We start from the raw sequence: 26,786 nt of genomic DNA, 5'->3' as shown, positions 1-26,786 counted from the left end.
GTCGGCGGGGCAGTAGGCGATGTAGTAGGAGATCTCCTCGGGGCGGCTCACACTGCGGCGGGCCAGCACCCAGTGCCGACGGTCGGGCCGGTGCCGGGGACGGACTTCGACGCGGGCCCAGGCGTAGATCCGCCGGCCGTGGGCTCCCTCACCGCAGGAACGCCGTTTCCACTTCTGCCGTTTCAGGCCGGGAAACAGGTCGTGGACGGGGTGGTCGATCGCCCAGCGGGTGACGACGGTGTCGTGCCGGGTGGTGGCCATGACGTGGAAGACGTCGGCCTGCTCAAGCTCGAAACGCCAGCCTTTACTGAAGCCGTAAGCGGCATCTGCAGTCACCCAGCCGAACGGAATCCGGTCGTCGATCGCTCGGCGGACCATCACCTTGGCCATCGCTACTTTCGTGGCGAAGGCGACCGTGTCGTCGATGCCTGCCCCTCGGCACCGCTCGCGGTCGTCCGTCCAGGACGTGGGCAGATACAACCTGCGGTCGATCAGTGTGCGGCCGCGGTCGGTTGCGTAGGCGAGGAAGACTCCGATCTGGCTGTTCTCAGTGCGGCCCGCGGTGCCGGAGTACTGCCGCTGGACCCCGGCCGAGCGGATGCCCTTCTTCAAAAAGCCGGTGTCATCGATGATCAGAACGGCGTCCGGGTCACCGAGGTGTTCCACGACGTAGTCACGCACGTCGTCCAGGACCTCATCGGCGTCCCACTCGATCCGGTTCAGTAGCCGGTGGATGCGATCAGGACCTCTATGCCCGGCTTCCTCCGCCAGCGTCCAGCCGTTCTTGCGGCCCAGCGGAGCAACCAGGCCCCGCATATAGGCCAGCGCCGACTGGCGCGGCTCCTCCCGGTTGAACCGGTGCACGAACCGCTCGTGCACCGCTTCGAGTTCACCCGCCCACAACCTGACATCAGCAAGGTCCCCACCCATACCCAGACCAACGACCGAACTGGCCAGCAGTCACGGCAAGCACCGTTGCAGTACTAGAACCTGCCCACAGGAGCACACATGACCATCGCCGACATCAAGGTGCCCGACAGCGTCCTGGCCAAGGAGGCCACCGAGTTGGTCCGGGACACGGCCGACGAACTGATCTTCCACCACTCCCGCCGCGTGTACCTCTTCGGCGCACTGCAGGGGAACCGGCGCGGTCTGTCCTACGACGCCGAACTGCTCTACGTGGGCGCCATGTTCCACGACCTCGGGCTCACCGAGAAGCACCGCACGTCGACCCGCCGTTTCGAGATCGACGGCGCCGAGGACGCCAAGGAGTTCCTCCTGGCGCGCGGCGTCACCGAGGACGCGGCCCGGGTGGTGTGGGAGGCCGTCGCCCTGCACACCACCCCCGAGATCCCCACCCACATGGCTCCGGAGATCGCCCTGGTCACGGCCGGTGTCGAACTCGACGTCCTGGGCATCGGCTTCGACGACATCACCGACGAGCAGCGGGCCGCCGTCGTCGCGGCGCACCCCCGCCCCGACTTCAAGCGCCGGATTCTGCAGGCCTTCAACGACGGCATCGCGCACCGCCCCGAGACCACCTTCGGCAACATCAAGGCCGATGTCCTCGCGCGCTACACCGAGGGCTACGTGCGGCCGAACTTCGTTGACGTCATCACGGAGTCGCGCTGGCCGGAGTAACCCCACCGGCTGCCCCCCGTACCTCACTCATCACCGCATCCCCCCTCACCACCACACCCCACCATCGAGAAAGGCTCCGTGACACCGTCATGAAGTCCATCCGTCTCCATACGAACTCCCTCAAGCGCTGGGCGGTCTTCGGCTCCCTCACCGCCATGAGCCTCGCCACCACGGTCACCGGTCCCGCGTCCGCGGCGGCCGGCGACGCCGAGGCGACCCCCTTCGCCGTTCAGGAGCAGGCCGACGGCGACAACGTCGTCCTGCAGTGGAACAAGATGATCAGCGAAGCCATGGCGGTGAACAACCAGGGCTCCATGCACCCCACCCCACCGCCGGTCGGCGGGCGGACACTCGCGGTCGTGCACAACGCGATGTACGACGCCTGGGCCGCGTACGACGCGAAGGCCGTCGGCACCCAGCTCGGCGGCGGCCTGCGCCGCCCCGCGGCGGAGCGCACCGAGGCCAACAAGCGCAAGGCGGTCAGCTTCGCGGCGCACCGCGCGCTGAGCGACCTGTTCCCCAAGCAGCGGGCGACCTTCGACGCCAAGCTGGCGACGCTCGGCTACGACGCGGCCGAGGCCGACACCGCCGCTGCGGGAACGCCCGCCGCCGTGGCGGTCAAGGCGACCGACGCGCTCCTTGAGGTCCGCCACCAGGACGGCTCCAACCAGCTCGGCACCCCGCCGTACGCGTCGCCGGAGGGCTTCTACAAGCCGGTCAACCCGGCGCAGGACGTGAACCACTTCGACAAGAGCAAGATCGTCGACCCGAGCCGGTGGGCGCCGCTGACCATGAACGGCATGACGCACAACTTCCTCACCCCGCATTTCGCGGCGTCGAAGCCGTTCGTCATCAACGACGTGAACAGCTACCTGCCGCCGGCGCCCCCGAAGTACGGCACCCCAGCGTCGAAGCGTGCCATAGCCCAGCAGATGCGTACCAACGCGCACCTGACGGAGCGCCAGAAGGCGCTCGCCGAGTTCTGGCAGTACCGGGACACGTCGTCGTCCATCCCGCAGGAGTGGGCGGCCTTCGTGTCCAAGCGCGACCACCACAGCCTCGACAAGGACGTGAAGCTGTTCTTCGCCCTGAACATCGCGGAGGGCGATGAGGCGGTCGTCGACTGGAAGACCAAGGTCCACTTCGACTACGGCCGTCCGATCACCATGATCCGCTACGCGATGGACGGCAAGAAGATCCGTGGCTACGCGGGTCCCGGTCAGGGCACGAAGGTGATCGACGGCGCCACGTGGCAGCCGTACCTGAAGACGCCGGCCTTCGCGGCCTACGGCTCGGGGCACACCGGCTTCACCGCTGCCGGCGCGGAAATCCTCGAACAGTTCACCGGCTCCGACGCGTACGGCGGGAAGGGCGTCATCAAGGCGGGCAGCTCGGGCATCGAGACCGGCATGCCGTCGAAGGACATCGCGCTCAAGTGGGACACGTTCTCCGACGCGGCCCAGGAGGTGGGCGAGTCGCGTCTGTGGGGCGGCGTGCACTGGGGATTCGACCACACCGAGGCCGACGCCCAGGCCCGCGAACTCGCCCGGGACGTCTGGGCGGAGTCCAAGCAGTACTTCGACGGCAGCCACCCGGACGCCTGATCCCCGGCCGGATCCTCCAGTCGGCCACGTGAGCCGTTCCCGGCCGACCACGTGAGCCGTCTCCAGGCGGGAGGCGTGACACCCACCCCGGCCACGCCCCCGCCTGGCCTCGCCGTCCCTCCCAATCCCGGGCATGAGCCCGGCGCAGGACATCGCCACCCACGCCATGTCGGTCACTGTTCACGGGCAGACTGCCGCGCCTGAGCATGGGTGTGTTCCTGGCCCACATGGCGGGCGTGTTCGCCACGCTGCTACTCATGCCGGGCGACGTCTGGCTGCACGCCCCGCTGGCCCCCACGATGGAAGGCCAGTACATCCTGAAGAACATCGTCCTAGTGACGGCCTGCCTGACGGCGGCCACCCACCGTCCCCCTACTGGCGCCGCGCGGTTGCCGTAGCCGTAGCCGCCGTCGGCGTGGCCTCGACGGATGTGCGCGTTATGCCCGAATGTCTGCGGGTACCTCTATGCGGACAAAAGCGGCGCTGAGGCGTGAGGAGACGAGAGCACATGAAGATCGGCTACAAGCTGGCCGCCGAGGCCTTCGGCCCGGCAGAACTCGTGCGGCAGGCGGTTCTGGCGGAGCGGGCGGGCTTCGACTTCGTCGAGATCAGCGATCACTACCACCCCTGGCTCGACAACCAGGGGCATTCGCCGTTCGCCTGGACGGTGCTTGGCAGCATCGCGGCGAAGACCGAACGGATCGAACTGGCGACCGGCGTGACGTGCCCGACGGTGCGCTACCACCCGGCGATCATCGCCCAGGCGGCCGCCACGCTCGCCCTGCTGTCGGAGGGCCGGTTCGTCCTCGGCCTCGGCTCGGGCGAACGGCTCAACGAGCACGTCACCGGCGTGGGCTTCCCGGACGCCGTCTCCACCCGGCACGAGATGTTCAGGGAGGCCCTGGAGATCATCCGGCTGCTGTGGAGCGGCGGATACCGGTCGTACGAGGGGAAGCACCTGAAGCTGTCGGACGCCCGGGTGTTCGACCTCCCCGAGAGGCTCCCGCTGATCGCGGTGGCCGCCAGCGGCAAGGCGTCGACGGCCCTCGCCGCGGAGCTGGGGGACGGTCTGTTCGCCACGGAGGACAAGCCCGAGATCGTCCGGCAGTACCGGGAGGCGGGCGGTTCCGGGCCGCGGTACGCGGAGGTGCCGATGGCGTGGGCGCCCGACGAGCACGCCGGGGCGAAGGCCGCCCTGGAGACGTCGCGGTGGGCCATGACCGGCTGGAAGGTCATGAGCGAGCTGCCCAACCCGGTCAACTTCGACGCCGCGACGACGACCGTGCGCGAGGAGGACATCCTGGAGAAGTTCGCCTGCGGCACGGATCCGGCACGGTTCGTCGAGGTGGCGCAGAAGTTCGTGGACGCGGGCTTCGACCACCTGGTCATGCAGAACGCGGGCCCCGACCCGGACGGTTTCATCGACTTCTACCAGCGCGAATTGGACGGCCGGATGCGGCAGTTGAGCCCGCGTGACGGTCAGGGCTGAACCGGCGCTTGCGCCTCCCCGGACAGGCTCTGAGGGAGCGGCCCTCAGCCGGCCGCGTTGTCGACGCGCAGCCGCACCTGTTCCTCCAGCCGCTGGAGGCTGCGGTCGAGGGCGGTGTGCACGGCCTGTTCCCCCGGGTCGTGCCCCTCCTCGAAGAACGACAGATGCACCGTGACCTCGCTGGTGCCGCTGTCCATGCCGGCGACCTGGAGCCAGCCGGTGTAGCCGCCCTGTTCGCGGGTGCCCCACTCGAGCCGCATCTGGTCCCGCTGGGCCCGCAGCAGGGCGGACACGTCCTGGTCGGTGCGGTCCTCGTGCACGGTGACGGCGGGCGGCTCACCGGCGTCCACGTGCAGCTCCTGCGGCAGCCACGTGTTCATCTGGTCGACGTCGGCGGCCTGGTCGAAAACGTGCTCCGGCAGTGCGGGCATCGTGCGCGAACGTTCGTACTCGGTCATCGGTACACCGTTCCTGGGCTCGGGGACACCGAGTAGGCGTTATGTGCGTTATGCGCGTCCCATTCGACCACAGCGGGCCGGAACCGGCCACCCCGAGAGCCGGTCACACCGACGGCCCCGTAGCGCGTCATGGGGCGCGGTCGGATCAGAGGGCGCGCCCGGAGACGAAGCGCCCCTCGATGGACTCCGCGAAGACCGCGCCACCGAGGTAGAGCGGAGTCGTCAGGGTGGGCCGGAGGCCGTCGATCGCCTTCGTGTCGGTGGTAGGAACCGTCCGCTGAGTGGCGTTCTCGGCATCGCCGCCGAGGGGCACGGTGCGGATCTCGTAGGAGCCGACGAGCAGGAGCCGGTCGCCGGAGAGGCCGAGGGCGCTGGGGTTGGCGCGGGCCGGGAGGTCCCAGAGCTCCTTGCCGGACTTGTAGTCGTACGCCGTGAGGCGGTCCAGAAGTTCCGCCTTCTTGTCCGTGTTCGCGATGACCAGTACGCCCTTCTCGCCGACGACGGGCGCGACGTCGGGCCGCTTCGTGCCCCCGATCGTGCGGCGGGAGGCAAGAGTGTCGCCGTCGAGCACACTCACGCCCGCGCGCGCCACCGACCAGCACAGCACCGCACCGTGGTACCCCATGAGGTCGCCGCACCCGGGCTTCGACACCTTGGCCTTCTCGTCACCGGTCCCGGTGGAGAGGGCGATGGCGCCGCCGGACTCCAGGGCCGCGTACAGCCGGTTGCCCTGTACGAGCAGCGAGCCCCGGGGTTTGCCGTCGATCCGTGTCTCCCAGAGCTGCCTCCCCGTGCTCGCGCGGCGGGCCCGCAGGACCGTCGTGTACGGGGTGGCCGCGGCCTCGCCGTTGAACTCGGCCGTGTACAGCACCCCTTGCGCGTACGTCATGGATATCACCCCCGCACCCCCGGGAGCCTCGTGCCGCCAGACCTCGTCACCCGTCGCCAGGTCGATGCCCCGCACGCCCAGTTCGCTGGGGACGAAGACCCGCTCGCCGTCCGTCCCGGGAGGGATCTCCTGGACGCCGGTCGGCTTCCCCCGGAAGCCGGGAGACTTCCAGCGGTCCTTGCCCGTGGCCGTGTCCAGGGCGGTCGCCGCGCCCCGTCCGTCCCGGCACACGAGCGTGGACCGCGCGATGACGCAGCCCTTGCCCATGCCGTCCACGCCTCTCGGCTTCTTGCGCGACCACGGCTGCCAGCCCGCGGGCAGTGCGGTCGCGCGCACGGCCGACGTGCCGAACTCGCCGGAGTGGCCCTGGTTGCCGTAGGCGGTGACCGCACGGTCGGGCCGCCCACCGGTGTCCGGCCGCGGACTCGGGTCCGGACTCGGACTCGCGACGTGCGCGTCCGCCGGATCTTCCGCGAGGGCGTCCGGCAGGACGACCGCCGCCACGGCGATCACCGTGGCGGCCGCGGCGGACGCCATGGCCCACGGCACGCGACGGCGCCGTCGCGGCACCGGCGCCGGACCGAACGACCCCAGGACGGGCGGGGCTGCCGGCGGGGCCGGGGCATCCGCCACGGACGGCTCGAACTGGGATGCCGCAAGACGGTACTCGGCGAACAGGGACAGCACGTCGGACGGCCAGGGGAAGGGAGCCGTCGCGGGGCCGCGGCCCAGGCGTTCGGCGAGTGCGGCAGGTGTGGGGCGGCGAGCCGGATCGACGTCCAGGCACTCGGCGACGATGCCGCGCAGCTCGTCCGGCACACCGGAGAGGTCCGCGTCGCCCTGCGAGATGCGGAAGACGACCGAGGCGAACTCCGGGTCGTCGAAGGGGCCGCGGCCCGTCGCCGCGTGACACAGGAGTGCTCCGAGTGAGAAGACGTCCGATGCGGGGACGACCGCGTGCGAGCCCTCGATCTGCTCCGGAGCCATGAATCCCGGCGTGCCCACGAGCATGCCCGTCGCCGTCAGGGCCGTCGCCTCGAAGGCCCGCGCGATGCCGAAGTCGATCAGGCGGGGGCCGTCGGGCGTGAGCAGCACGTTCCCCGGCTTCAGGTCGCGGTGCAGTACCTCGCACGCGTGCACCGCGGCGAGCGCGCGGGCCAGGCCCGCCCCCAGCGCGCGGACCGTCGCCGCGGGCAGCGGCCCCCGGCGGGCCACCGTGTCGGCGAGCGAGGGCCCCGGCACGTACTCCGTTGCCAGCCAGGGGAGTTCGGCGTCCGCGTCTCCGTCGAGCAGGGCCGCGGTGTACGGCCCGGTGACCGCGCGGGCCGCCGCCATCTCCCGCCGGAAGCGGACACGGAACGCGTCGTCGAGGCTTGCGTCGAGATCCTGCCGTACGGCTTTGAGTGCGACCAGTCGCCGAGACGTCCCCGCCTCCGCCCGGGCGAGGTAGACCTCGCCCATGCCGCCGGCCCCGATCGTGGCGAGGAGGCGGTAGGGGCCGATGCGTCGGGTGCGGCCCGGTGGCAGAGGGGTGAGCATGGATCTCCTCGACTCGGCGGCGTCGCCCACATCATCTACGACGGGGGGAGGGCCACCGACGAGATCCTGCCCTCGTCGTAGATGATGTGGGCGACGCCGCCCAGGGCCAGGACGGTCGGTGCGCGCAGCATCTCCGAGATGACCGTGCCGTTGACGTTCGGCGGGGGCTCGGGCCGGTCACCGGGAGCGCCGGGCACGGGATGCCGCGCCGCCTTTCCGCCGCCTGCGTCGAGCGGCAGCGTGTAGAGGGCGGCGCTGTCCGCGTAGACGGCGCGCCCGCCGAGCACCAGCGGCGCGGAGGCGGGGACGTTCCCTCCGGGCAGCTTCGCGGAACGCAGCACATTTCCGGTACCCCTGTCGGTGACGAGCACGCTGCCCTTGTCGGGGTCGACGGCGACTGCGACGGCGCGGTTCACGGCCGTCGGACTCGTGCCCGGCCCGTACCTGTCGGTCTTCGGGTAGGAGAACGACTTGTCCGCCTCCTTCAGCGTGCGGGCCTTCAGTTGCAGGGTCGTCACGCGTGGCGGGTGGGCATCGGTCGCGGAGTCGGCGCCGCTGAACGGCGTGCACAGCACGTCCTCGCCGACGAGCACCGTCCGGCACTCGCTCCCGGTCCGGCCGAGTTCATCACCGGTCCTCGCGTCGTACGCCACCAGAGCGTCCTTCTGGTCGGCGTAGACGACTCCGTCGCGCAGGGCCCGCATCTGGTAGCGGTTGATGTCGGCCTTGGCCCTGAGCGGGGTGCCGAGCTTCTCGTGCCACAGCGGGCGCCCGCGGTCGAGGTCGTAGGCGTGCAGCGAGGCGATGGAGCCCTCGTCCACGTACGAACCCTCCGCGGTGACCAGGAGCGTGTCGTCGTCCAGGAGCGGTTGCAGGGTGAACGCGCCGGCGCCGTGCGGGGCCGGCGCGTCCCAGATGACACCGCCCGTCACGGAGTCGCGGACCTGGAGCACACCGTCGTGGGCGATGACCGCCCTGCCACCGCGCACCTGCGGTTCGACCACGTCACCCGGTCTGAAGTAGGCGCCGCTCGGCCCGATGTACGCCTCGTCCACACCGCCCTCGGGATCGACCTCGCCGGACTTCCACAGCCGCTTTCCGTCGACCGCGCTCACCGCCTCGTACGTGCCGTTGGTCAGCAGGCAGACGATGGCGCGGGTGTCGGCGGCGCAGCTCATGGGGGAGTGGCTGAGGCTGCCCCGCCACGCCTTCCACCCCTTGGGACGCTGGGCGGCCACCTGCTTCACCGCCCCGGACCGGTCGGCCGTGCCTTGCGCGTCGACACCGGCCTGCGCGATCAGTCTCCGCACGGCGGCCGGGTCGGCAGCGCCCGCACCCGCCTTCCCCGGCGCGGTCCTTTCGCCGCCGCCGGACTCGGACTGCCAGGGCGCCCATACGGTGAGCGCCCCGCCCAGCGCGCCCGCAAGCACGGCCGCGGCGACCGTGGCCAGCAGTACGCGCGAGGTACGGCGGCGTGGCCGGGCCGCGGGGGCGGGCGGCGGTGAGCCGCTCATCGTCGGCAGCTGATGCATGCCGAGGGCGTCACGCGGCTCCGGTGCGGTGACCGGAGGTCCAGGTGCGGTGGGTGGATGCCCCGGCGCGGTGGCGGGGCTGCCCAACGCCGTCGCCGGACGCCCGGCCTCCGGTTCAGGCCAGAGCGGAGCCGGCAGCAGCGGCAGCCCCGACGCGCACAGCTGCTCCACGTCCCGCAGCGTCTCGCCGACCGCGTCCCGCACCGCCCGGGGCCACTGGGCGTCCGTGGCCGCGTCCCGCAGCCGTACGAACCGTTCGGCGACCTCCGCCACGCCTGGCCGCTCGCCCGGGTCCCGCGTGAGGCACGCCGACAGAATGTCCCGCAACTCGCCCGGCATGGCGCCGAGGTCGGCTTCGGCCCGCGAGACCCGGTACAGCACGGCGGCCATCGGCCCGTCCCCGAAGGGATCCCTTCCCGTCACCGCGTAGGTGAGCACCGAGGCCAGGCAGAACACGTCCGATGCCGCCACCACATGCCTGCCGCCCGCCACGTGCTCCGGCGACATGAAACCGGGTGTGCCGACGAGCAGGCCGGAGCGGGTCATGGTCGTGGCGGTCTGCACCCGTGCCACGCCGAAATCGATCAGCTTGGGGCCGTCCCTGCCGAGCAGTACGTTGCCCGGCTTGAGGTCGCGGTGCAGGGCGCCCGCCGCGTGCACCGCCGTCAGCGCCCGCGCCACGCCCGCGCCGAGTGCGGCGACCGCGCCGGGCGGCAGGGGTCCGTGCCGGCGCACGGCCTCGGCGAGGTCGGGGCCGGGAACATACTCCGTGGCCAGCCACGGCGCTTCCCCTTCGGCCTCGCTCGCCACCAGCCGCGCCACGAAGGGGCTGTCGACGGACGCCGCGACCTCCGCCTCGCGCCTGAAGCGCCGCCGGAACATGTCGTCCGTCGCCAGTTCGTTGCGGATGGCCTTGACGGCGACGAGGTCCGCGGGCCCGAATGTGGGGGCATCGGCGGGGCGTGCCAGGAAGACCTCGCCCATTCCGCCCGCTCCCAGCCGGGCCAGCGTCACGTACGGTCCGATGCGCCGAGGCGACGCATCACGCAACTGACCGATCATCCGCCCCGTCCCCCGATATCCCCGCGCCCATGACAACTCCCCCTCGTCCGGACCACGTTACCCCTGACACGGAAGTGCGCCCTGCGTGCAGTCGAGCACTGGATGCCACGTCGGGATGCGCCCGGCCCCGAAGGGCGGGACAGTGAAGAACATCGTCTGTCGTCCGTCGGGGGCCGTCACCGAGGGAGCGTGCGCGTCGTGGCCAAGGGCAATAAGCTCGGCAAGGGTGATCAGGTGTCCTGGAGCAGCCATGGGCAGACCGTCCCGGGGAAAGTGACGAAGAAGATCACGGAACGTGCCGAGGTGGCCGGCCGGACCGTCGACGCCTCGAAGGACGAACCGCAGTACGAGGTCAAGAGCGACAAATCCGGCCGCACGGCTGTCCACAAGCCCGAGGCCCTGCGGAAGAGGAACAAGAAGGCCGACGGCCAGCCCCGATGGTGAGGCCGACGGCTTCAGCGCTCTGCTCTGGAGAAGCCTGGCACGGAAAGGGACGGCACGTGGATCAGCCGCCGGCAGGGGCTGCCCCCGGGGTGCCCGAACAGCAGGCGCTCTTCGGGTGGGGGGAGGAAGCCGCCGCGTCGGACTCCGCGCACAGGGCGCCGGCGTTCCGCGACACCCCCCAGGCGCGGCGGATGCTCGACGTACGAGAGGTCTACGCCGAACCCGCGGCGCTCGACTCGCCGCGCGGGCAGCAGATCATGGCCCGGTTGCCGGGAGTACGGGTGACGGAGGTCGCCGGGCACTGGCGCATTCCCTCCCTGCACGGCAACGACGGCAACATCTCCCGGTGGGTCCGCGTCAAGACCGAGACGCTCGTCCTCGGGGTCAAGCACACGCTCGCCACACGCCCCAACGGCAGATCGGCCGACTGGATCGCGCCGGGCCCCTCCAACGGCTGCGCGATGGCCTGCGCCTACTGCTACGTCCCCCGCCGCAAGGGCTACGCCAACCCCATCACGCTCTTCACCAACATCGAGGCGATCGTCGCCCACGTCCGGCGCCACGTGCGGGCCCAGGGCCCCAAGACGGAACCCAACCAGTGCGACCCCCACTCATGGGTCTACGACATCGGCGAGAACGGCGACTGCTCCGTCGACGCGCTGGTCTGCGACAACACCGCGGACCTCATCGCCGCGTTCCGCGGTCTCCCGACGGCGAAGGCGTCCTTCGCGACCAAGTTCGTCAACCCTGATCTGCTCGCGCTCGACCCCCAAGGGCGTACCCGAGTGCGCTTCTCCCTCATGCCCGCCGACGATGCCCGTCTGCTCGACATCCGTACCAGCCCGATCGCCGAGCGGATCGCCGCGGCCGCCGACTTCCTCGACGCCGGCTACGAGGTCCACTTCAACCTTTCCCCCGTCGTACTGCGCCCCGGCTGGCAGCGGGACTGGGCCGACCTGCTCGACCACCTCGACGACGTACTGCCCGCCCGGGTGAAGGAGCAGGCGGCGGCCGAGGTCATCATGCTGACCCACAACCAGGCACTCCATGAGGTCAACCTGGGCTGGCACCCGCGCGCGGAGGAGGTGCTGTGGCAGCCGGACCTCCAGGAGACGAAGCGTTCGCAGAACGGGGCGCTCAACGTGCGCTACGCCCTTGAGGTCAAGCGGAACGCCCTGGCGCGTATGCAGGATTTGCTGACCGACCACGCGCCGTGGCTGCGCATCAGATACGCGTTCTGAGCAGCGAGCCCCTGCTGCGGGCGTTGGCTTCGGCGACGAGGGCGCTGAGCAGTTGCAACGGCCCCGCGACCGGTTCGGATCGCGGGGCCGTTGCCGTAGCCGGCGGCCGGCCGGTGTCACTCGCCGACGGTGCCCGACGACGCGATCACGATCTTCGCGCGGGTGGCGCCGGACTGGGAGCCCAGGGACTCGATCTTCGTCACCAGGTCCTGGCCCTCGACGACCTCGCCGAAGACCACGTGCTTGCCGTCCAGCCACGGGGTGAGCACCGTGGTGATGAAGAACTGCGAGCCGTTGCTGTTCGGGCCCGCGTTCGCCATGGACAGCAGGAAGGGCTTGTCGTGCTTGAGCTTGAAGTTCTCGTCGGCGAACTTGTCGCCGTAGATGCTCTTGCCGCCGGTGCCGTCGCCCCGGGTGAAGTCGCCGCCCTGGAGCATGAAGTCCGGGATGACGCGGTGGAAGCCCGAGCCCTCGTATCCGAAGCCGTGCTGGCCGGTGGCCAGCTCGCGGAAGTTCTGCGCCGTCTTGGGGACGACGTCGTCGTAGAGCTTGAAGACGATCCGGCCTGCGGCGTCGCCGTCAATGGTGATGTCAAAGAAAACGTGGTTAGCCATGAGGAGATCCTGTCATGGCTCAGCGCTCGTGCGGCGCGGTCGGTGGCCGACCGCGCCGCGTCCGGTTAGGTGCGGCCTCCGCTCCGGGGCCGCGTGCTCAGTGGTCGGAGTAGCTGAAGTCGCCCATCGTCCAGGCGCTGACGTCCGTAATGGCCACGCGGTACATGCCTCCCGTCTCCGGGATGCCGACTGTGCCCTGGAGGATCCGGGCCACGTGGAAGTGGAGGTGGGTGGGCGGGCCGTCCCTCTTCGTGGGGGCGTCGAAGACAGCGGAGAACTCGCTCAGGCGGTCCGAATCCGTCAGTACATCCGACACCCGCTGCCTCCACACCGCTTCGGGAGCCAGTCGGCCGGTGATGACAGCACCACCCGCGACCACGGTCAGGGACATCTGGTTGCTCTGCCCGGACTCCACCAGAGTGGCGACGTCAACGAGCAACTCGTCAGGCTTCGACATGCGGCAACTATATTTCGCGGCGATTCCGCTGCCCAAGCCGCGGCACGACCGGGCAGGGCGGGGCGGCTCGGGAGGCTCCGGCCCCGCACCATGCATGGGTCGGTCGACCCGGACTACCTCGTCTTCGGGCATCTAAAAATCTGTGTCGGCTGGAGTAGACATTGGGCTGCCGGGTGGGTATGGTTTCTCTCGTAGCCGAGATCGAGAAAGGCCCGGCAGACACGAACTGCCGGGCAGTAGTACCCGCAGTTGCAAGTGCAGGACGGTGCGGCGGTGGAGTTCCGGAGCCAGAGCGGTTGCAGGACGGTGACGGGACTGACGGCCGGACCGGGTGGCCCGCAGTTGTCAGGGGCCGCCACAGCATCACCCAGCAGTACCGGCAGTACAAGCAGTACCCGCAGTACAAGCAGGTTGTTTTGGCAAGTGAAGGTTCAGAGGGAGAACGGAGGAGTTGAGCGCCATCAGGATCGCCCGGACGTACGACATGAGTCCGGGTACCGCAGGACATCGATAGGCAGGTGGTCTCCGGTCACGCATCCGCGATCCCCGTATTCCCGGCAGGGTTCAGGCCGGGCACGCGGAAACAGAAGGCCGGCTCGCAGTAGGAGTCGGCAGATGGTGTAGCAGTTCCTTCGGGGCCCTGGTGCCAGTACGGCGCCAGGGCCCCTCGACGCGTTCCACAGAGAGGTGCAAATGACAGCAGATGACTCATACGGCCGTCTTGACGACGACGACTACCCCGCCTACACCATGGGCCGGGCCGCCGAGATGCTCGGCACCACGCAGGGCTTCCTCCGTGCCGTCGGCGAAGCCCGCCTCATCACTCCACTGCGTTCCGCGGGCGGCCACCGGCGCTACTCCCGCTATCAGCTGCGCATCGCCGCCCGCGCCCGCGAGCTCGTCGACCAGGGGACCCCCATCGAGGCCGCCTGTCGCATCGTCGTTCTTGAGGACCAGCTCGAAGAAGCTCAGCGCATCAACGCCGAGTACCGCCGCTCCGACGAAGCGGCGGCCGGGCAGACGGCGGCACAGTAGCGGGTGACGCGAGGCGGGCGGCGGGCAGCGGCCGTCAGAGGTGCAGCAGGCGCTGGGTGATCTCCCGGTACTGGCGCAGCGCGAGGCGGAGTTCCGTCGACTCCGTGCCGGGGTCCTGCCCCTGCCAGCTCTCGCGCAGCAGCCGACGCCGCTCCGCCAGGGCCTTCATCAGCTGGGCGGACGTCTCGTCGAGTGCCGCGTCGGCCTCCTCCAGCGCCTCGTGAGGGGCGTCGGCGAAGGTGTTGACGGCGTGGCCGAGGCGGTGGGAGATCTTGTCCCGCTCGTCCGAAGGGAGGAGCGGCTCCGGGCCGGTCGGGGCGCGTTCGGTCCGGCCCCGGGGCTGGCCCGCGGGCTGCTGGGCGCGTGTCTGGTCGTACATCATCAGGTGCCGCTTCCGTTCCGAACACGTAGGCGTTCTCGGTGTGCTCGGCGGCCCGTCGCGGGCCCGCCGAGAACTGGTCCGTCCTGCCGGGGTGCCACCGGGGCCCGCCTCGCCGTCGTCCGGTGGGTGAGGTTCGGTTCCTGGTGGGTCGGCGAGGCCGGCGAGGCGGAATGCTTTCCGGGGTGTTCCGGAGGGGCATGGCCCTGCGCCGTGCTGCCAGTCAACGTCCGGCGGCGGCCTGTGTCAACGAAGCGGTGGGGCGATCCGAGTGATCTCGCTCCGGAGCGAGAGGGAGCGAGAGGGAGCGAGAGGGAGCGACGGGGGGCGGCGAAGCGGGCGGGGTGCGGCGAAGTGGGCCGCGGGTCGCCGGAAAACGCCGGAGTTCTTCGAAGCGTGCGGGGATTCGCGGGAGTTGGCGGGAGCCCGCAGGAGTACTGTGGTGGTGGCGAGAGCTGCCTCGGCGCGCCGGTTCGGGTTTCCGACCGGGCTTCCGGTCGGGTTCTTCCGACCGAGCCGGTCCCCGCGGCTCTTTCCCTCGCTTCCCGTTACAGGGGCAGCCCGTGACCCCGGCCGCGCCACACACACCGCAGTCGAGGAGCCCCGCATGCCTCTCGCGTCCCTTACGCGCCGCCTCGCGCATCCGTGCCGCCGCTCGCTGTCCGCCGCCGACGCCCTGGGCGCCAACCAACCATCCCCCTAAGGCAGTTGACTGCAACCATGGCCATCGCTCTTGAGACCCCGCCGCCCTCCCGCCCCCTCCTGCGACTGCGCCTCGCCCCGCTCGGCGCACTGCCCCAGGCCATCGACGGTGCCTGGTGGCCGCATTCGTACGACGCCCCCGCCGAACTTCCCGGGCTGCTCGCCGGGCTGCCCCGGGCGTGGGGCGGCGTCAGCAGCGTCACCTTCAACGGCGCCATGTGGTCCGTGCCGCCGGACCACCTGCGCGTCGCCGACCGCGTCGTACGCCTCCACCGGAGCCCCACCGCGCCCCTTCCGCACACCGTCGTCCTGCTCAGCCCCGGCCGGGGGCGGTGGGACCTGCTGGTCGTGCCTCCGGACTCGACCGCGGAAGCGGCGGAGGCGCTCCTGGCGTCCGTCGCGGGCGGGGACGCCTGAGCACACGCCGTCCCAACCCCTCTCGCGGCGGAGCCCCGCCTCAGGACGGGGCCCGGTGCCTCAGCGCCGACGTCCGCGGCCCCTGGCGGACCATCCGGTGCCCAGACCGGCCGAGTGCAGGGCCAGCAGAGCGAGCCCGACGAGCAGGAGACTCGTCGGGCTGAACACCGCTTCGGTCGACGTCTCGGTGGCGTTGACGACGAAGGCGATGACGAAGAGCGCGGCTGCCGCGATTGCGAGCATCTGTCTTCTCCTGCCGTGGACGGCGGACCACGGGCGGGTCCCGGTGGCCGCATTGTTCTCCGCCGTGTTCCCCGCCGCGCGGCGATCAGGCGCGCAGTTCGGGCGGGAAGCCCGTCCAGCGCAGTTCCTCCGGCAGGTGGCGCATGTCGTTGTAGAACACCACCGATGACGGGCGTCCCGGGGTGTAGCGGATGACCGTCAGGGCGGCGTTGCAGTGGTTCAGGCCGAGCCAGCGCCACGGCGGGGCGTCGAGCGCGGCGCGGACCAGCCAGCCGATCAGGAAGTTGTGCGTGACGAGCAGTTCGTGGCGCGGCTCGGGGCCGGGGACGGGGCCGGCGAAGCGGGCGAGCGCCTCGCGGGCCAGGGCGGGGCCTGCCGCGCGTTCCGCCTCGGGGAAGCGCGCCAGGCGGTCCAGCGTGGCCCCGGCCGACTCCGGCGGCAGTTCGTCCTGGCCAGGCAGGTACGGGAGGTAGTCACCGGCCGGTTCCGAGCGGTGCAGGGGGACGCCGGTCAGCCGGTCGCCGATGAGGCGTGCGGTCTGTTCGGCGCGGGGGAGGGGGCCGTGGTGGATCGCGGTGAGGGGTACGTCCTTCAGCCGCTCGCCGAGCAGGACCGCCTGGCGCAGGCCCGCCTCCGTCAGCCCGCTCTCGTCGGGGGTGGCCTCGCCGTGGCGGGTGACGTAGAGGTGGCGGGTGGCGGTCGCGCTCGCCGGCGTGGCCGCGGGTGCGGGTGCGGGGGCGGCTGTAGGTATGGGGATGGACGCGGTCATGGTGGGGCGGCCCCTTCTCGATGCCTTCTTCACCCGTTTCGATCTTCGGTGACGGCTGGAGGGACGTGCCCGCGCCCTTCCCGGTTCCGACGCCGCGGAGGGCCGCGGCGTGCGTGGGTACGGCCCGGCGAACCCCTACGTAAGGTGGCGGCAGTGCCGATGATGAGGAGCGTGCCATGACCGCCGCCGGACCCGGTCCCGCCCCGAAGCCCGCCGCCCTGCAACCCCTGCAACCCCTGGACACCATCAAGGACGACCTCGCCGACCTCTACCGCGACCTGCACGCCCACCCCGAGCTGGCCTTCGCCGAGCACCGGACCGCCGCCGAGGTCGCCCGGCGCCTCTCCTCGTACGGGTACGAGGTGAGCACCGGAGTCGGCCGTACCGGCGTCGTCGGCGTGCTGGACAACGGGGCAGGGCCCACCGTCCTGCTGCGCGCCGACATGGACGCGCTGCCGGTGGCCGAGCGGACCGGGCTGCCGTACGCGTCCCGTACCGACGGCGTGATGCACGCCTGCGGGCACGACATGCACGTCACCTGTCTCCTTGGCGCGTCGAAGCTGCTCGCCGACGCCCGCAGCGACTGGTCGGGGCGGCTCGTCGCCGTGTTCCAGCCCGCCGAGGAGGCCGGGCAGGGCGCGCAGGAGATGATCGGCGACCGGTTCTACGAACGGTTCGGCACGCCCGACGTCGTGCTCGGGCAGCATGTCGCGCCGCTGCCCGCGGGCATGATCGGCGCCCACCCGGGGCCCGCCTTCGCGGCCACCGACGCGCTGCGGGTGCGGCTGTTCGGCAAGGGCGGGCACGGTTCGCGTCCGGAGACGACCGTCGATCCCGTCGTGCTGGCGGCCTCCACCGTGATGCGGCTCCAGACGGTGGTGTCCCGGGAGATCGCGGGCGGGGAAACCGCCGTGGTCACCGTCGGCTCCATGCGGGCGGGCACGAAGCACAACGTCATTCCCGACGAGGCCGAGCTCCAGCTCAACATCCGCAGCTACACGCCCGAGGTGCGCGCCCGGGTCCTCGCGGCCGTCGAGCGGATCATCAAGGGCGAGGCGGTCACCGCGGGAGCGGAGAGGGAGCCGGAGATCACGGAGATCGACACCTTCCCCATCCTCACGAACGACGCGGACGCCGTCGAGCGGACGACGGCCGCGATCGGCGCCGTCGTCGGCGCGGAGCGGATCGTCGACCCCGGTCAGGTGACCGGCAGCGAGGACGTCGGCATCTTCGCCACCGCGGCCGGGCGTGAAGTGCCGCTCTGCTACTGGCTGTTCGGCGGCGCCGACCCGGCCGAGGTCGCCGCCGCGCAGCAGGCGGGCACCTTCGAGCGGGACATCCCCTCGAACCACTCGCCGTTCTTCGCGCCGCTGGTCGAGCCGACGATCACCACCGGGGTGACGGCCCTGACCGCGGGCGCGCTCGCCTGGCTGGACGGTGGCCGGGCGTCGACGTGACGACGTGCACGTGACGGCCGGCCACCGCGGAGGGGGAGGGGTCAGCCCGCGTCGGCCGGGTTCCCCTCGTCCTCCAGATTGCCCTCGGTCTCCAGGTACGCCTGCCGCAGCGCTTCGAGCACTGCCGGGTCGGGCTTGGCCCACATGCCGCGCGACTCCGCCTCCAGGAGGCGTTCGGCGATGCCGTGCAGGGCCCAGGGGTTGTTCTCCTGGAGGAACTGCCGGTTGGTCGGATCCAGAACGTACGTCTCCGTGAGCTTGTCGTACATCCAGTCGGCGACGACGCCCGTGGTGGCGTCGTACCCGAACAGGTAGTCCACCGTCGCGGCGAGCTCGAAGGCGCCCTTGTAGCCGTGGCGGCGCATCGCCTCGATCCACTTGGGGTTGACGACGCGCGCGCGGAACACCCGCGAGGTCTCCTCCACCAGCGTGCGCGTGCGGACCGTCTCGGGGCGGGTCGAGTCCCCGATGTACGCCTCGGGGGCCGTGCCCCGCAGCGCGCGCACGGTCGCCACCATGCCGCCGTGGTACTGGAAGTAGTCGTCGGAGTCCGCGATGTCGTGCTCGCGGGTGTCCGTGTTCTTCGCGGCCACGGCGATGCGCTTGTACGCCGTCTCCATCTCGGCGCGCGCCGGGCGGCCTTCGAGACCGCGGCCGTACGCGTAGCCGCCCCACACCGTGTACACCTCGGCCAGGTCCGCGTCGGTGCGCCAGTCGCGGGAGTCGATGAGCTGGAGCAGGCCCGCACCGTACGTGCCGGGGCGGGAGCCGAAGATGCGGGTGGTGGCCCGGCGTTCGTCCCCGTGCTCGGCCAGGTCGGCCTGGGCGTGGGCGCGTACGTAGTTGTGCTCGGCGGGCTCGTCGAGCGAGGCGGCGAGGCGCACCGCGTCGTCGAGGAGGCCGATCGTGTGCGGGAACGCGTCGCGGAAGAAGCCCGAGATGCGCAGCGTCACGTCGATGCGCGGGCGCCCCAACTCCTCGTAGGGGATGGCCTCAAGGCCCGTCACGCGGCGCGAGGCGTCGTCCCAGACCGGGCGGACGCCGAGCAGGGCCATCGCTTCCGCGACGTCGTCGCCCGCGGTGCGCATCGCGCTGGTGCCCCAGAGGGAGAGGCCGACGGAGGTGGGGTACTCGCCGTTGTCGCTGCGGTACCGCTCGATGAGGGAGTCGGCCAGCGCCTGACCCGTCTCCCACGCGAGGCGGGAGGGGACGGCCTTCGGGTCGACCGAGTAGAAGTTGCGGCCGGTCGGCAGGACGTTGACCAGGCCGCGCAGCGGGGAGCCCGAGGGGCCCGCCGGGACGAAGCCGCCGTTCAGGGCGTGCACCGAGTGGTCGAGCTCGGCGGTGGTGGCCGCGAGGCGCGGGACCACCTCGCGGGCCGCGAACTCCAGCACGGCGGCGACCTGCTCGCCCTCGTCGCGCGGGATCGCCGCGAGGTCCCAGTCGGCGTCGTCCATCGCCTGGACCAGCGCGCGGGCCCGTTCCTCGGCCGCGTCGGCGCTCACCCGCGTCGCCGCGGACTCGTCGAGACCGAGGGCCTCGCGCAGACCGGGCAGCGCGGTCGTGCCGCCCCAGATCTGGCGGGCCCGCAGGATCGCGAGGACGAGGTTGACGCGGTCGGCGCCGGCCGGGGCGCTGCCGAGCACATGCAGACCGTCGCGGATCTGCATGTCCTTGATCTCGCAGAGCCAGCCGTCGACGTGCAGCAGGAAGTCGTCGAATCCGTCGTCGTCCGGACGGTCCTCGAGGCCCAGGTCGTGGTCGAGCTTGGCGGCCTGGATGAGCGTCCAGATCTGCGCGCGGATCGCGGGCAGCTTCGCCGGGTCCATGGAGCTGATCTGGGCGTACTCGTCGAGGAGCTGCTCCAGGCGCGCGATGTCGCCGTAGGAGTCGGCGCGCGCCATCGGCGGCACCAGGTGGTCGATGAGCGTGGCGTGCACGCGGCGCTTGGCCTGGGTGCCCTCGCCCGGGTCGTTGACCAGGAAGGGGTAGATCAGGGGCAGGTCGCCGAGCGCGGCGTCGGGGCCGCAGGCCGCGGAGAGGCCCGCGTTCTTGCCCGGCAGCCACTCCAGGTTGCCGTGCTTGCCGAGGTGGATCATCGCGTCGGCGCCGAAACCGCCGTCGGCGGCGGGCGCGGCGATCCAGCGGTAGGCCGCCAGGTAGTGGTGCGAGGGCGGCAGATCGGGGTCGTGGTAGATCGCGATCGGGTTCTCGCCGAAGCCGCGCGGCGGCTGGATGAGGATGAGGAGGTTCCCGCGGCGCAGGGCGGCGAGCACGATGTCGCCCTCCGGGTCGCCGCCGTTGCCCACGCGCGAGCGGTCGAGGAACATCTCGCCGGGCGGCGGACCCCAGTGGCCCTCGACGGACTCGCGCAGCTCGGCGGGGAGCGTCGCGTACCACCGCTTGTAGTCGGCGGCGGGGATGCGGACCGGGTTGGCGGCGAGCTGCTCCTCGGTCAGCCACTCCTGGTCGTGGCCGCCCGCGTCGATGAGCGCGCGGATCAGCTCGTCGCCGTCACCGGAGACCAGGCCGGGGATGTCGGCCTCGGGGCCGAAGTCGTACCCCTCGGCGCGCAGCCGGCGCAGGAGCGCCACGGCGGACGCGGGGGTGTCGAGGCCGACCGCGTTGCCGATGCGGGAGTGCTTCGTCGGGTACGCGGAGAGCACCAGGGCCAGGCGCTTGTCGGCGGCCGGGATGTGCTTCAGACGCGCGTGCCGCACGGCGATCCCGGCGACGCGGGCCGCGCGCTCGGCGTCCGCCACGTATGCGGGGAGCCCGTCCTCGTCGATCTCCTTGAAGGAGAAGGGCACCGTGATGAGGCGGCCGTCGAACTCCGGGACGGCGATCTGGCTCGCGGCGTCCAGCGGCGACACGCCCTCGTCGTTGTCCTGCCAGGCCGAGCGCGACCCGGTCAGGCAGAGCGCCTGGAGGATCGGCACGTCGAGGCCGGTCAGCGCGCCCGCGTCCCACGACTCGTCGTCGCCGCCCGCCGACGCCTGCGCGGGCTTGGTGCCGCCCGCCGCGAGGACCGTCGTCACGATGGCGTCGGCGGCCCGCAGCTCGTCGATCAGCTCCGGCTCGGGGGCGCGCAGCGAAGCCACGTACAGCGGCATCGGGCGGGCGCCCGCGTCCTCGATGGCGCTGCACAGGTCGTCGACGAACGCGGTGTTGCCGCTCATGTGGTGGGCGCGGTAGTAGAGCACCGCCACCGTCGGCCCCTCGACGGGTCGCGCGGTGCGCTCCAGCGGGCCCCAGGACGGCGCGGGCGCGGGCGGCTCGAAACCGTGGCCGGTGAGCAGCACGGTGTCGGAGAGGAAGCGGGCCAGCTGCTCCAGGTTGGCGGGGCCGCCGTGCGCGAGGTAGGCGTGCGCCTCGGCGGCGATGCCGATCGGCACGGTGGAGGAGGCCATCAGCTGGGCGTCGGGGGCCTGTTCACCGGTGAGCACGACGACCGGGAGGCCGGTGGCGATGAGCTGGTCCAGGCCGTCCTGCCAGGCGCGTACGCCGCCGAGGAGGCGTACGACGACGAGGTCGACGCCGTCGAGCAGGCCGGGAAGAGTGTCCAGGTCCAGGCGGGAGGGGTTGGCGAACCGGTAGTCGACCGGGCCTCCCGCCGCGCGGGCGCTGAGCAGGTCGGTGTCGGAGGTCGACAACAGCAGAAGCATGCGGGCGCAGGCCTTCCTCGGGGTGTCCGCGCCCCGGGTGGTCGTATGGACGGCAGGAGTTCCTGGCTCACCCCACGCGGGTGGGGCTCACAGTGGCGGGACCGCGCCGGATTCGCACCGGGCTTCCTCCCCAGGGTCCTGGTGGACCCACGCCGTCGCTGGCGTCGACGGACTAGGTAGCCCGCCGCCTGCATAGTAAGTCCTGCCCGCCGCGAGCGGTGCGGCCACCTGCCGGGACGGCCCGTCTCGGGAGGCGACCGGCCGGAACCGCGTGGGTATGCTCGCCGCCATGCCGCCCACCCGAGCTCCCTCCCCAGACCAGGGCGAATCCCTCATACGCGACCGGGGCGACGCCTGCCCCGGTGCCCTTCGCCTGCACCTCGCCGACGACGGCAGGCTCGCCCGACTCCGCCTGCCCGGCGGCCTTTTGACGGCCCGTCAGGCGACCGCGCTCGGAGTCGCGGCGGAGCGTCTCGCGGACGGGAACCTCAGCGTCACCTCGCGCGGCAACATCGAGCTGCGCGGCCTCGGCGAGGCGTGCGGCGGCGAACTCTCCCACCTGCTCGCGGACGCGGGCCTGCTGCCTTCCGAGCGGCACGAACGCGTGCGGAACGTGGTGGCATCGCCGCTCGCGGGAACCGACGGACTCGGCCACGCCGACGTGCAGTTGTGGGCCCGCGAGCTGGACGGACTCCTCTGCGCGGAGGAGTGGACGACCGCGCTCTCCGGCCGCTTCCTGTTCGCCCTGGACGACGGGCGCGGGGACGTGGCGGGCCTCGGCGCGGATGTGACCTTGATCGCAGAATCGGACGGGGCGGTGGGGGCGGACGGGACGGCAGGTGCGGGTCGCGCGGTGCGATCCGGTGGGGCGGTGCGCTCCGGTGGAACGGCCGTCGTACGCCTCGGGAGGCACGCCTTCCGGGTCGCAGGCGCCGACGCCCCCCGCGCCGCCCTCGCGGCGGCCCGCGCCTTCCTCGACGCCGCGCGCGAGGCGGGCAACGGGGCCTGGCGGGTACGGGAGCTTCCCGACGGGCAGCGGGTGGAGGTGGCGCGGGCGCTGACGCGGGCGGGGGTCGCGGCGGATCCGGTCGCGGTTCCGGGGATGCCTGTCGGCGCCCCGGAGTCGCCGGGCGCCGCCCCGGAGATGCCGGTCACGGCCCCGGAGATGCCGGTTGGTGCCCGGGAGATGCCGGTCGCTGCCCGGGGAATGTCCGTCGCCGCCCCACCCGTCCCCGGCGTCACGGGTCACGCCGTGGTCGTCAACGCACCCCTCGGCCGTGTCACCGCGGCCCAGTGGCGGGCCCTCCTCCCGCTGCCCGCCGACGAGCTGCGCGTCACCCCGTGGCGCGGCTTCGTGCTGCCCGGCTTCGCCGACGGAGCGGCGGCCCGCGAGCGCCTCGCCGCACTGGCCGAGGCCGGTTACGTCACCGCCCCCGGCTCGCCCTGGTCCGGCGTCGGCGCCTGCACCGGCCGCCCCGGCTGCGCCAAGTCGCTCGCCGACGTCCGCGCGGACGCCGTGCCGGGCCACGGCGGACTGCCCGTCCACTGGTCCGGCTGCGAGCGGCGGTGCGGGCACCCGCACGGCGACTGGGTCGACGTCCTCGCCATCGGCGACGGCCGCTACGAGGTGACGGTGCGCACCGGCGCCTCGGCGGTGCCCGTGACGGGCGACACCCTGGCCGGGACGGTCACCGCAGCACGTACGACTTCGACAAGCACCCCTTCCGCAAACAGCCCTTCCGCAAGCACCACCCCTTCCGCAAGCACCCCTTCCGCAAGCACTCCAACGGCCACGAGATGAGCGAGAGCACAGTGTTCGACTACGAGAAGGACGGCGCGGCGATCTACCGCGAGTCCTTTGCCACCATCCGGGCGGAGGCCGACCTCCAGGGCCTGCCCGCCGACGTCAGCCAGGTCGCGGTCCGGATGATCCACGCCTGCGGGATGGTCGACCTCGTGAAGGATCTCGCCCACAGCCCGCGGGTGATCGCGGACGCGCGCAAGGCCCTGCGCGACGGCGCGCCGATCCTGTGCGACGCGAACATGGTCGCGAGCGGCGTCACGCGCAAGCGGCTGCCCGCCGACAACGACGTGATCTGCACCCTCGCCGACCCGTCCGTGCCGGACCTCGCGGCGCGGCTCGGTACCACCCGCAGCGCCGCCGCACTCGAACTGTGGCGCGACCGCCTCGAAGGCTCCGTCGTCGCCATCGGCAACGCGCCCACCGCGCTCTTCCGCCTCCTGGAGATGATCGAGGAAGGCGCGCCGCGCCCGGCCGCCGTCCTCGGCATCCCGGTCGGCTTCGTCGGCGCCGCCGAGTCCAAGGACGCGCTGGCCGCCCACCACTCCGGTCTGGAGTACCTCGTCGTACGAGGGCGTCGTGGCGGCAGCGCGATGGCCGCGGCGGCGATCAACGCGATTGCGAGCGAGGCGGAGTGAACACCGAGACCGGAACCATCGAGACCGAAACCGCCGGGACCGAAACCGCCGGGACCGAAACCGCCGGGACCGAAACCGCCGGGACCGAAACCGCCGGGACCGAAACCGCCGGGACCGAAACCGCCGGGGCCGGAGCCACCGGGGGACAGCTGTACGGGGTCGGCCTCGGCCCCGGCGATCCCTCCCTGATGACCCTGCGCGCCGTCGAGGTGATCGCGGCGGCCGACGTCGTCGCGTACCACTCGGCCCGGCACGGCCGTTCCATCGCCCGCTCGATCGCGGCGAAGCACATCCGCGCCGACCACATCGAGGAAGCGCTGGTCTACCCCGTCACCACGGAGCACACCGACCACCCCGGCGGCTACCGCGGCGCGCTCGACGCCTTCTACGAGGAGGCCGCGGCCCGCCTCGCCGTCCACCTCGACGCGGGCCGCACGGTCGCCGTCCTCGCCGAGGGCGACCCGCTCTTCTACGGCTCGTACCAGCACATGCACAAGCGCCTCGCGCACCGCTACCCGACCGAGGTGATCCCCGGCGTCACCTCGGTGAGCGCGGCGGCGGCCCGCCTCGGGGAGCCGCTTGTGGAGGCCGAGGAGGTCCTCACCGTCCTGCCCGGCACGCTCCCCGAGGAGGAGCTGGCCGCGCGCCTCGCGGCGACGGACTCGGCGGTCGTCATGAAGCTTGGCCGCACGTTCGGCAAGGTGCGCGGCGCCCTGGAGAGCGCGGGCCGCCTCGACGAGGCCCGCTACGTCGAGCGGGCCACCATGGCGGGCGAGCGCACCGGCAGGCTGGCCGACGTGGACCCGGAGTCGGTGCCGTACTTCTCCGTGGCGGTCCTGCCGAGCCGGGTGGCGCCCCTGACGGGCGGCCCCGCGCCGGAGCCGTCGACGGAGCGGTCCGGCGAGGTCGTCGTGGTCGGCACGGGTCCCGCGGGCCCGCTGTGGCTGACCCCCGAGACGCGCGGCGCGCTCGCCGCCGCGGACGACCTGGTCGGCTACACCACGTACGTCGACCGGGTGCCGCACCGACCCGGTCAGCGGCGGCACGGCTCGGACAACCGCGTCGAGTCCGAACGCGCCGAGTTCGCGCTGGAGTTGGCGCGGCGCGGGCGGCGGGTGGCCGTCGTGTCGGGCGGCGACCCCGGCGTCTTCGCGATGGCCACGGCCGTCCTGGAGGTCGCCTCGCAGGACGCGTACGACGATGTTCCCGTACGGGTGCTCCCCGGGGTGACCGCCGCCAACGCGGCGGCCGCGTTGGCGGGCGCACCGCTCGGCCACGACTACGCCACCCTGTCCCTGTCCGACCGCCTCAAGCCGTGGGAGGTCATCGCGGAGCGGCTGGCCGCGGCGGCTGCCGCGGATCTCGTCCTCGCGCTCTACAACCCCGGCTCGCGGAGCCGGACCTGGCAGGTCGGCAAGGCGCGCGAGCTGCTCCTTGAGCACCGGGCACCGGACACGCCTGTGGTCCTCGGGCGGGATGTCGGCGGGCCCGAGGAGAGCGTGCGCGTCGTGCGCCTCGCCGATCTGGATCCGGAGGAGGTCGACATGCGTACGCTGCTGATCGTCGGGTCTTCGCAGACGCGGGTGTCGCGGCGGCGCGGTGGCGCGGAGCAGATCGTCTGGACGCCGCGGCGGTACCCCGAGGGGTGACCTTCTTGTGCGTCGCCTGCGGGTGCGTGGTGGCTGAGCGCGCGGTTCCCCGCGCCCCTCAAGGGGCCGCGGGCCCCTGCTTTCAGGGGCGCGGGGAACTGCGCGACCAGCCACGATCGGCCCGCACCTCACCATGCACCCAGGCAACAGCCTCCTCCGGCGTGGCGACGCCGATGACTCCCTCCGGCCCGGCGGGCCGCCGGACGACCACCACCGGCACCCCCGCCTCGCGCGCGGCGGCCAGTTTCGGCGCGGTCGCCACGCCCCCGCTGTCCTTCGTGACCAGGACGTCGATCCGGTGTGTACGGAGCAGCTCGCGCTCCCCGGCGAGCGCGAACGGGCCCCGGTCGAGGAGCACCTCCATGCGCGCCGGGAACGGCGGCTCGGGCGCGTCGACGGAACGTACGAGGAACCAGTGGGCGCCCAGCTCGGGGCCCGCGAACGCGGCGAGGCCCAGCCGGCCCGTGGTGAGGAAGACCCGCTCGCCCAGCGCGGGCAGGACCCGGGCCGCCTGGGCCAGGGAGGTGACCGGGTGCCAGTCGTCGCCCGGACCCGCGACCCAGCCGGGCCGGCGCAGGGCGAGCAGGGGAACATGGGCGGTGGCGGCGGCCGTCGCCGCGTTGAACGAGATCGAGTCGGCGAAAGGATGGGTGGCGTCGATGAGCGCGTCCACGTGGTGTGCGGTCAGCCACGCCGCGAGGCCCTCGGGCCCGCCGAAGCCGCCGACGCGGACCTCGCCGGGCGGCAGCCGGGGCGCCGCGACCCGGCCCGCGAGCGAACTGGTCACGCGCAGCGCCGCCTCGCCCGCGAGGAGCTCCGCCAGACGGCGGGCCTCGGTCGTTCCTCCCAGAATCAGTACGTGCACGGAGTTCGGTTTCCTTCATGAGTGAGGCAAGCGGGGCGGGCGGGGCCGCGGGCGGCCGCAGCGCCCAACTCAAGCACACCGGTCTGCGGCCCGGCTGGACGACCGGCGCCTGCGCGACCGCCGCCACGACGGCCGCGTACACGGCCCTGCTCACCGGCGACTTCCCGGACCCGGTGACCATCACGCTGCCCAAGGG

Annotated in this window: 24 protein-coding genes and 1 riboswitch; of the genes, 13 read left to right on the top strand and 11 right to left on the bottom strand. The window is 72.2% G+C overall.

Annotated elements, in window-relative coordinates:
- Positions 1-930, bottom strand: a 930-nt coding sequence (locus ACFVYR_RS36995) for an IS701 family transposase (RefSeq protein WP_384263755.1), incomplete at its 3' end; no start/stop codon positions are given.
- Positions 931-1,008: 78 nt separating this feature from the next.
- On the opposite strand from ACFVYR_RS36995, the gene ACFVYR_RS36990 reads away from it, so the two are divergent.
- The 4 genes from ACFVYR_RS36990 (at position 1,009) to ACFVYR_RS36975 (ending at position 4,734) form a co-directional block, all read left to right on the top strand.
- The gene (locus tag ACFVYR_RS36990; RefSeq protein ID WP_384263865.1) at positions 1,009-1,641 is read left to right on the top strand and encodes an HD domain-containing protein; all 633 of its coding nucleotides are present in this window, start codon (positions 1,009-1,011) and stop codon (positions 1,639-1,641) included.
- A gap of 89 nt (positions 1,642-1,730) precedes the next feature.
- Positions 1,731-3,245, top strand: a complete 1,515-nt coding sequence (locus tag ACFVYR_RS36985; protein WP_384263862.1) for a vanadium-dependent haloperoxidase — start codon at positions 1,731-1,733, stop codon at positions 3,243-3,245.
- A 206-nt stretch (positions 3,246-3,451) separates the two neighbouring features.
- Positions 3,452-3,643, top strand: a complete 192-nt coding sequence (locus tag ACFVYR_RS36980; RefSeq protein WP_384263860.1) for a hypothetical protein — start codon at positions 3,452-3,454, stop codon at positions 3,641-3,643.
- A gap of 110 nt (positions 3,644-3,753) precedes the next feature.
- Entirely contained in the window at positions 3,754-4,734 is a 981-nt protein-coding gene (locus ACFVYR_RS36975; RefSeq protein WP_384263857.1) for a TIGR03557 family F420-dependent LLM class oxidoreductase, read from the top strand.
- 44 nt (positions 4,735-4,778) lie between these two features.
- Here ACFVYR_RS36975 and ACFVYR_RS36970 read toward each other — a convergent pair whose 3' ends face one another.
- The 3 genes from ACFVYR_RS36970 to ACFVYR_RS36960 all read right to left on the bottom strand — a co-directional run bounded on the left by ACFVYR_RS36970 (position 4,779) and on the right by ACFVYR_RS36960 (position 10,214).
- Positions 4,779-5,192: an SRPBCC family protein gene (locus ACFVYR_RS36970; protein WP_384263855.1), complete on the bottom strand. Its 414-nt coding sequence runs from the start codon at positions 5,190-5,192 to the stop codon at positions 4,779-4,781.
- Between the two features lie 145 nt (positions 5,193-5,337).
- Positions 5,338-7,620 carry a protein kinase gene (locus ACFVYR_RS36965; protein ID WP_384263852.1) on the bottom strand — a complete coding sequence of 761 codons (2,283 nt, stop codon included), beginning with the start codon at positions 7,618-7,620 and terminating at the stop codon, positions 5,338-5,340.
- A gap of 35 nt (positions 7,621-7,655) precedes the next feature.
- Positions 7,656-10,214 carry a protein kinase gene (locus ACFVYR_RS36960; RefSeq protein ID WP_384261175.1) on the bottom strand — a complete coding sequence of 853 codons (2,559 nt, stop codon included), beginning with the start codon at positions 10,212-10,214 and terminating at the stop codon, positions 7,656-7,658.
- 198 nt (positions 10,215-10,412) lie between these two features.
- Here ACFVYR_RS36960 and ACFVYR_RS36955 point away from each other — a divergent pair, with 198 nt between their 5' ends.
- Entirely contained in the window at positions 10,413-10,658 is a 246-nt protein-coding gene (locus ACFVYR_RS36955; protein WP_384261173.1) for a DUF2945 domain-containing protein, read from the top strand.
- Between the two features lie 56 nt (positions 10,659-10,714).
- Positions 10,715-11,899 carry a spore photoproduct lyase family protein gene (locus ACFVYR_RS36950; RefSeq protein ID WP_384261170.1) on the top strand — a complete coding sequence of 395 codons (1,185 nt, stop codon included), beginning with the start codon at positions 10,715-10,717 and terminating at the stop codon, positions 11,897-11,899.
- Between the two features lie 116 nt (positions 11,900-12,015).
- On the opposite strand, the gene ACFVYR_RS36945 is transcribed toward ACFVYR_RS36950, so the two are convergent.
- Together ACFVYR_RS36945 and ACFVYR_RS36940 are read right to left on the bottom strand one after the other, a co-directional pair.
- Positions 12,016-12,513: a peptidylprolyl isomerase gene (locus ACFVYR_RS36945; protein WP_384261168.1), complete on the bottom strand. Its 498-nt coding sequence runs from the start codon at positions 12,511-12,513 to the stop codon at positions 12,016-12,018.
- Between the two features lie 97 nt (positions 12,514-12,610).
- On the bottom strand, positions 12,611-12,970 hold the full coding sequence (locus ACFVYR_RS36940) for a hypothetical protein (protein WP_384261166.1): 360 nt from the start codon (positions 12,968-12,970) through the stop codon (positions 12,611-12,613).
- A 693-nt stretch (positions 12,971-13,663) separates the two neighbouring features.
- Here ACFVYR_RS36940 and ACFVYR_RS36935 point away from each other — a divergent pair.
- On the top strand, positions 13,664-14,005 hold the full coding sequence (locus tag ACFVYR_RS36935; protein WP_384261163.1) for a MerR family transcriptional regulator: 342 nt from the start codon (positions 13,664-13,666) through the stop codon (positions 14,003-14,005).
- Between the two features lie 34 nt (positions 14,006-14,039).
- Here the strand turns inward: ACFVYR_RS36935 and ACFVYR_RS36930 are convergent, their stop codons facing one another.
- Positions 14,040-14,387, bottom strand: a complete 348-nt coding sequence (locus ACFVYR_RS36930; RefSeq protein WP_384261161.1) for a hypothetical protein — start codon at positions 14,385-14,387, stop codon at positions 14,040-14,042.
- A gap of 717 nt (positions 14,388-15,104) precedes the next feature.
- Here ACFVYR_RS36930 and ACFVYR_RS36925 point away from each other — a divergent pair.
- Entirely contained in the window at positions 15,105-15,503 is a 399-nt protein-coding gene (locus tag ACFVYR_RS36925) for a DUF5994 family protein (protein ID WP_384261159.1), read from the top strand.
- Between the two features lie 60 nt (positions 15,504-15,563).
- Here the strand turns inward: ACFVYR_RS36925 and ACFVYR_RS36920 are convergent, their stop codons facing one another.
- Both ACFVYR_RS36920 and ACFVYR_RS36915 read right to left on the bottom strand, forming a co-directional pair.
- Positions 15,564-15,746 carry a hypothetical protein gene (locus tag ACFVYR_RS36920; protein ID WP_384261157.1) on the bottom strand — a complete coding sequence of 61 codons (183 nt, stop codon included), beginning with the start codon at positions 15,744-15,746 and terminating at the stop codon, positions 15,564-15,566.
- 85 nt (positions 15,747-15,831) lie between these two features.
- Positions 15,832-16,515 carry a histidine phosphatase family protein gene (locus tag ACFVYR_RS36915; protein ID WP_384261154.1) on the bottom strand — a complete coding sequence of 228 codons (684 nt, stop codon included), beginning with the start codon at positions 16,513-16,515 and terminating at the stop codon, positions 15,832-15,834.
- Between the two features lie 176 nt (positions 16,516-16,691).
- On the opposite strand from ACFVYR_RS36915, the gene ACFVYR_RS36910 reads away from it, so the two are divergent.
- Positions 16,692-17,972 carry an amidohydrolase gene (locus ACFVYR_RS36910; RefSeq protein ID WP_384261151.1) on the top strand — a complete coding sequence of 427 codons (1,281 nt, stop codon included), beginning with the start codon at positions 16,692-16,694 and terminating at the stop codon, positions 17,970-17,972.
- A gap of 41 nt (positions 17,973-18,013) precedes the next feature.
- Here the strand turns inward: ACFVYR_RS36910 and cobN are convergent, their stop codons facing one another.
- Positions 18,014-21,637, bottom strand: coding sequence for a cobaltochelatase subunit CobN (gene cobN / locus ACFVYR_RS36905; RefSeq protein WP_384261149.1), 3,624 nt, complete (start codon positions 21,635-21,637; stop codon positions 18,014-18,016).
- A 37-nt stretch (positions 21,638-21,674) separates the two neighbouring features.
- Positions 21,675-21,794, bottom strand: a riboswitch (cobalamin riboswitch).
- A 120-nt stretch (positions 21,795-21,914) separates the two neighbouring features.
- Here cobN and ACFVYR_RS36900 point away from each other — a divergent pair.
- The 3 genes from ACFVYR_RS36900 to ACFVYR_RS36890 all read left to right on the top strand — a co-directional run bounded on the left by ACFVYR_RS36900 (position 21,915) and on the right by ACFVYR_RS36890 (position 25,725).
- Positions 21,915-23,438, top strand: a complete 1,524-nt coding sequence (locus ACFVYR_RS36900; protein ID WP_384261180.1) for a cobalamin biosynthesis protein CobG — start codon at positions 21,915-21,917, stop codon at positions 23,436-23,438.
- Positions 23,435-24,076, top strand: a complete 642-nt coding sequence (locus tag ACFVYR_RS36895) for a precorrin-8X methylmutase (RefSeq protein WP_384261146.1) — start codon at positions 23,435-23,437, stop codon at positions 24,074-24,076. Before ACFVYR_RS36900 ends, ACFVYR_RS36895 begins: the two co-directional genes overlap by 4 nt.
- A 149-nt stretch (positions 24,077-24,225) precedes the next feature.
- A complete protein-coding gene (locus tag ACFVYR_RS36890; protein WP_384261177.1) occupies positions 24,226-25,725 on the top strand; it encodes a precorrin-2 C(20)-methyltransferase in 1,500 nt (499 codons plus the stop codon).
- Positions 25,726-25,807: 82 nt separating this feature from the next.
- On the opposite strand, the gene ACFVYR_RS36885 is transcribed toward ACFVYR_RS36890, so the two are convergent.
- Positions 25,808-26,590: a cobalt-precorrin-6A reductase gene (locus tag ACFVYR_RS36885; RefSeq protein WP_384261144.1), complete on the bottom strand. Its 783-nt coding sequence runs from the start codon at positions 26,588-26,590 to the stop codon at positions 25,808-25,810.
- A gap of 17 nt (positions 26,591-26,607) precedes the next feature.
- Between ACFVYR_RS36885 and ACFVYR_RS36880 the strand changes: the two genes are divergently transcribed.
- Positions 26,608-26,786: cobalt-precorrin-5B (C(1))-methyltransferase (locus tag ACFVYR_RS36880; RefSeq protein ID WP_389613881.1), on the top strand; the 179-nt coding region annotated here is incomplete at its 3' end.

Origin of the sequence: Streptomyces sp. NPDC058284, from assembly GCF_042881135.1 — a bacterium.
In the GTDB taxonomy this organism is placed as follows: Bacteria; Actinomycetota; Actinomycetes; order Streptomycetales; family Streptomycetaceae; genus Streptomyces.
The sequence above is the reverse complement of the archived record's forward strand: the minus strand, read 5'-3'. Positions and strand labels throughout refer to the sequence as shown.

Coding starts and splice junctions, on each gene's coding strand:
- ACFVYR_RS36990 (WP_384263865.1), top strand. CDS start 1,009: ATGACCATCGCCGACATCAAGGTGCCCGACAGCGTCCTGGCCAAGGAG.
- ACFVYR_RS36895 (WP_384261146.1), top strand. CDS start 23,435: ATGAGCGAGAGCACAGTGTTCGACTACGAGAAGGACGGCGCGGCGATC.
- ACFVYR_RS36930 (WP_384261161.1), bottom strand. CDS start 14,387: ATGATGTACGACCAGACACGCGCCCAGCAGCCCGCGGGCCAGCCCCGG.
- ACFVYR_RS36980 (WP_384263860.1), top strand. CDS start 3,452: ATGGGTGTGTTCCTGGCCCACATGGCGGGCGTGTTCGCCACGCTGCTA.
- ACFVYR_RS36975 (WP_384263857.1), top strand. CDS start 3,754: ATGAAGATCGGCTACAAGCTGGCCGCCGAGGCCTTCGGCCCGGCAGAA.
- ACFVYR_RS36985 (WP_384263862.1), top strand. CDS start 1,731: ATGAAGTCCATCCGTCTCCATACGAACTCCCTCAAGCGCTGGGCGGTC.
- ACFVYR_RS36960 (WP_384261175.1), bottom strand. CDS start 10,214: ATGATCGGTCAGTTGCGTGATGCGTCGCCTCGGCGCATCGGACCGTAC.
- ACFVYR_RS36935 (WP_384261163.1), top strand. CDS start 13,664: ATGACAGCAGATGACTCATACGGCCGTCTTGACGACGACGACTACCCC.
- cobN (WP_384261149.1), bottom strand. CDS start 21,637: ATGCTTCTGCTGTTGTCGACCTCCGACACCGACCTGCTCAGCGCCCGC.
- ACFVYR_RS36940 (WP_384261166.1), bottom strand. CDS start 12,970: ATGTCGAAGCCTGACGAGTTGCTCGTTGACGTCGCCACTCTGGTGGAG.
- ACFVYR_RS36920 (WP_384261157.1), bottom strand. CDS start 15,746: ATGCTCGCAATCGCGGCAGCCGCGCTCTTCGTCATCGCCTTCGTCGTC.
- ACFVYR_RS36925 (WP_384261159.1), top strand. CDS start 15,105: ATGGCCATCGCTCTTGAGACCCCGCCGCCCTCCCGCCCCCTCCTGCGA.
- ACFVYR_RS36900 (WP_384261180.1), top strand. CDS start 21,915: ATGCTCGCCGCCATGCCGCCCACCCGAGCTCCCTCCCCAGACCAGGGC.
- ACFVYR_RS36970 (WP_384263855.1), bottom strand. CDS start 5,192: ATGACCGAGTACGAACGTTCGCGCACGATGCCCGCACTGCCGGAGCAC.
- ACFVYR_RS36945 (WP_384261168.1), bottom strand. CDS start 12,513: ATGGCTAACCACGTTTTCTTTGACATCACCATTGACGGCGACGCCGCA.
- ACFVYR_RS36915 (WP_384261154.1), bottom strand. CDS start 16,515: ATGACCGCGTCCATCCCCATACCTACAGCCGCCCCCGCACCCGCACCC.
- ACFVYR_RS36910 (WP_384261151.1), top strand. CDS start 16,692: ATGACCGCCGCCGGACCCGGTCCCGCCCCGAAGCCCGCCGCCCTGCAA.
- ACFVYR_RS36965 (WP_384263852.1), bottom strand. CDS start 7,620: ATGCTCACCCCTCTGCCACCGGGCCGCACCCGACGCATCGGCCCCTAC.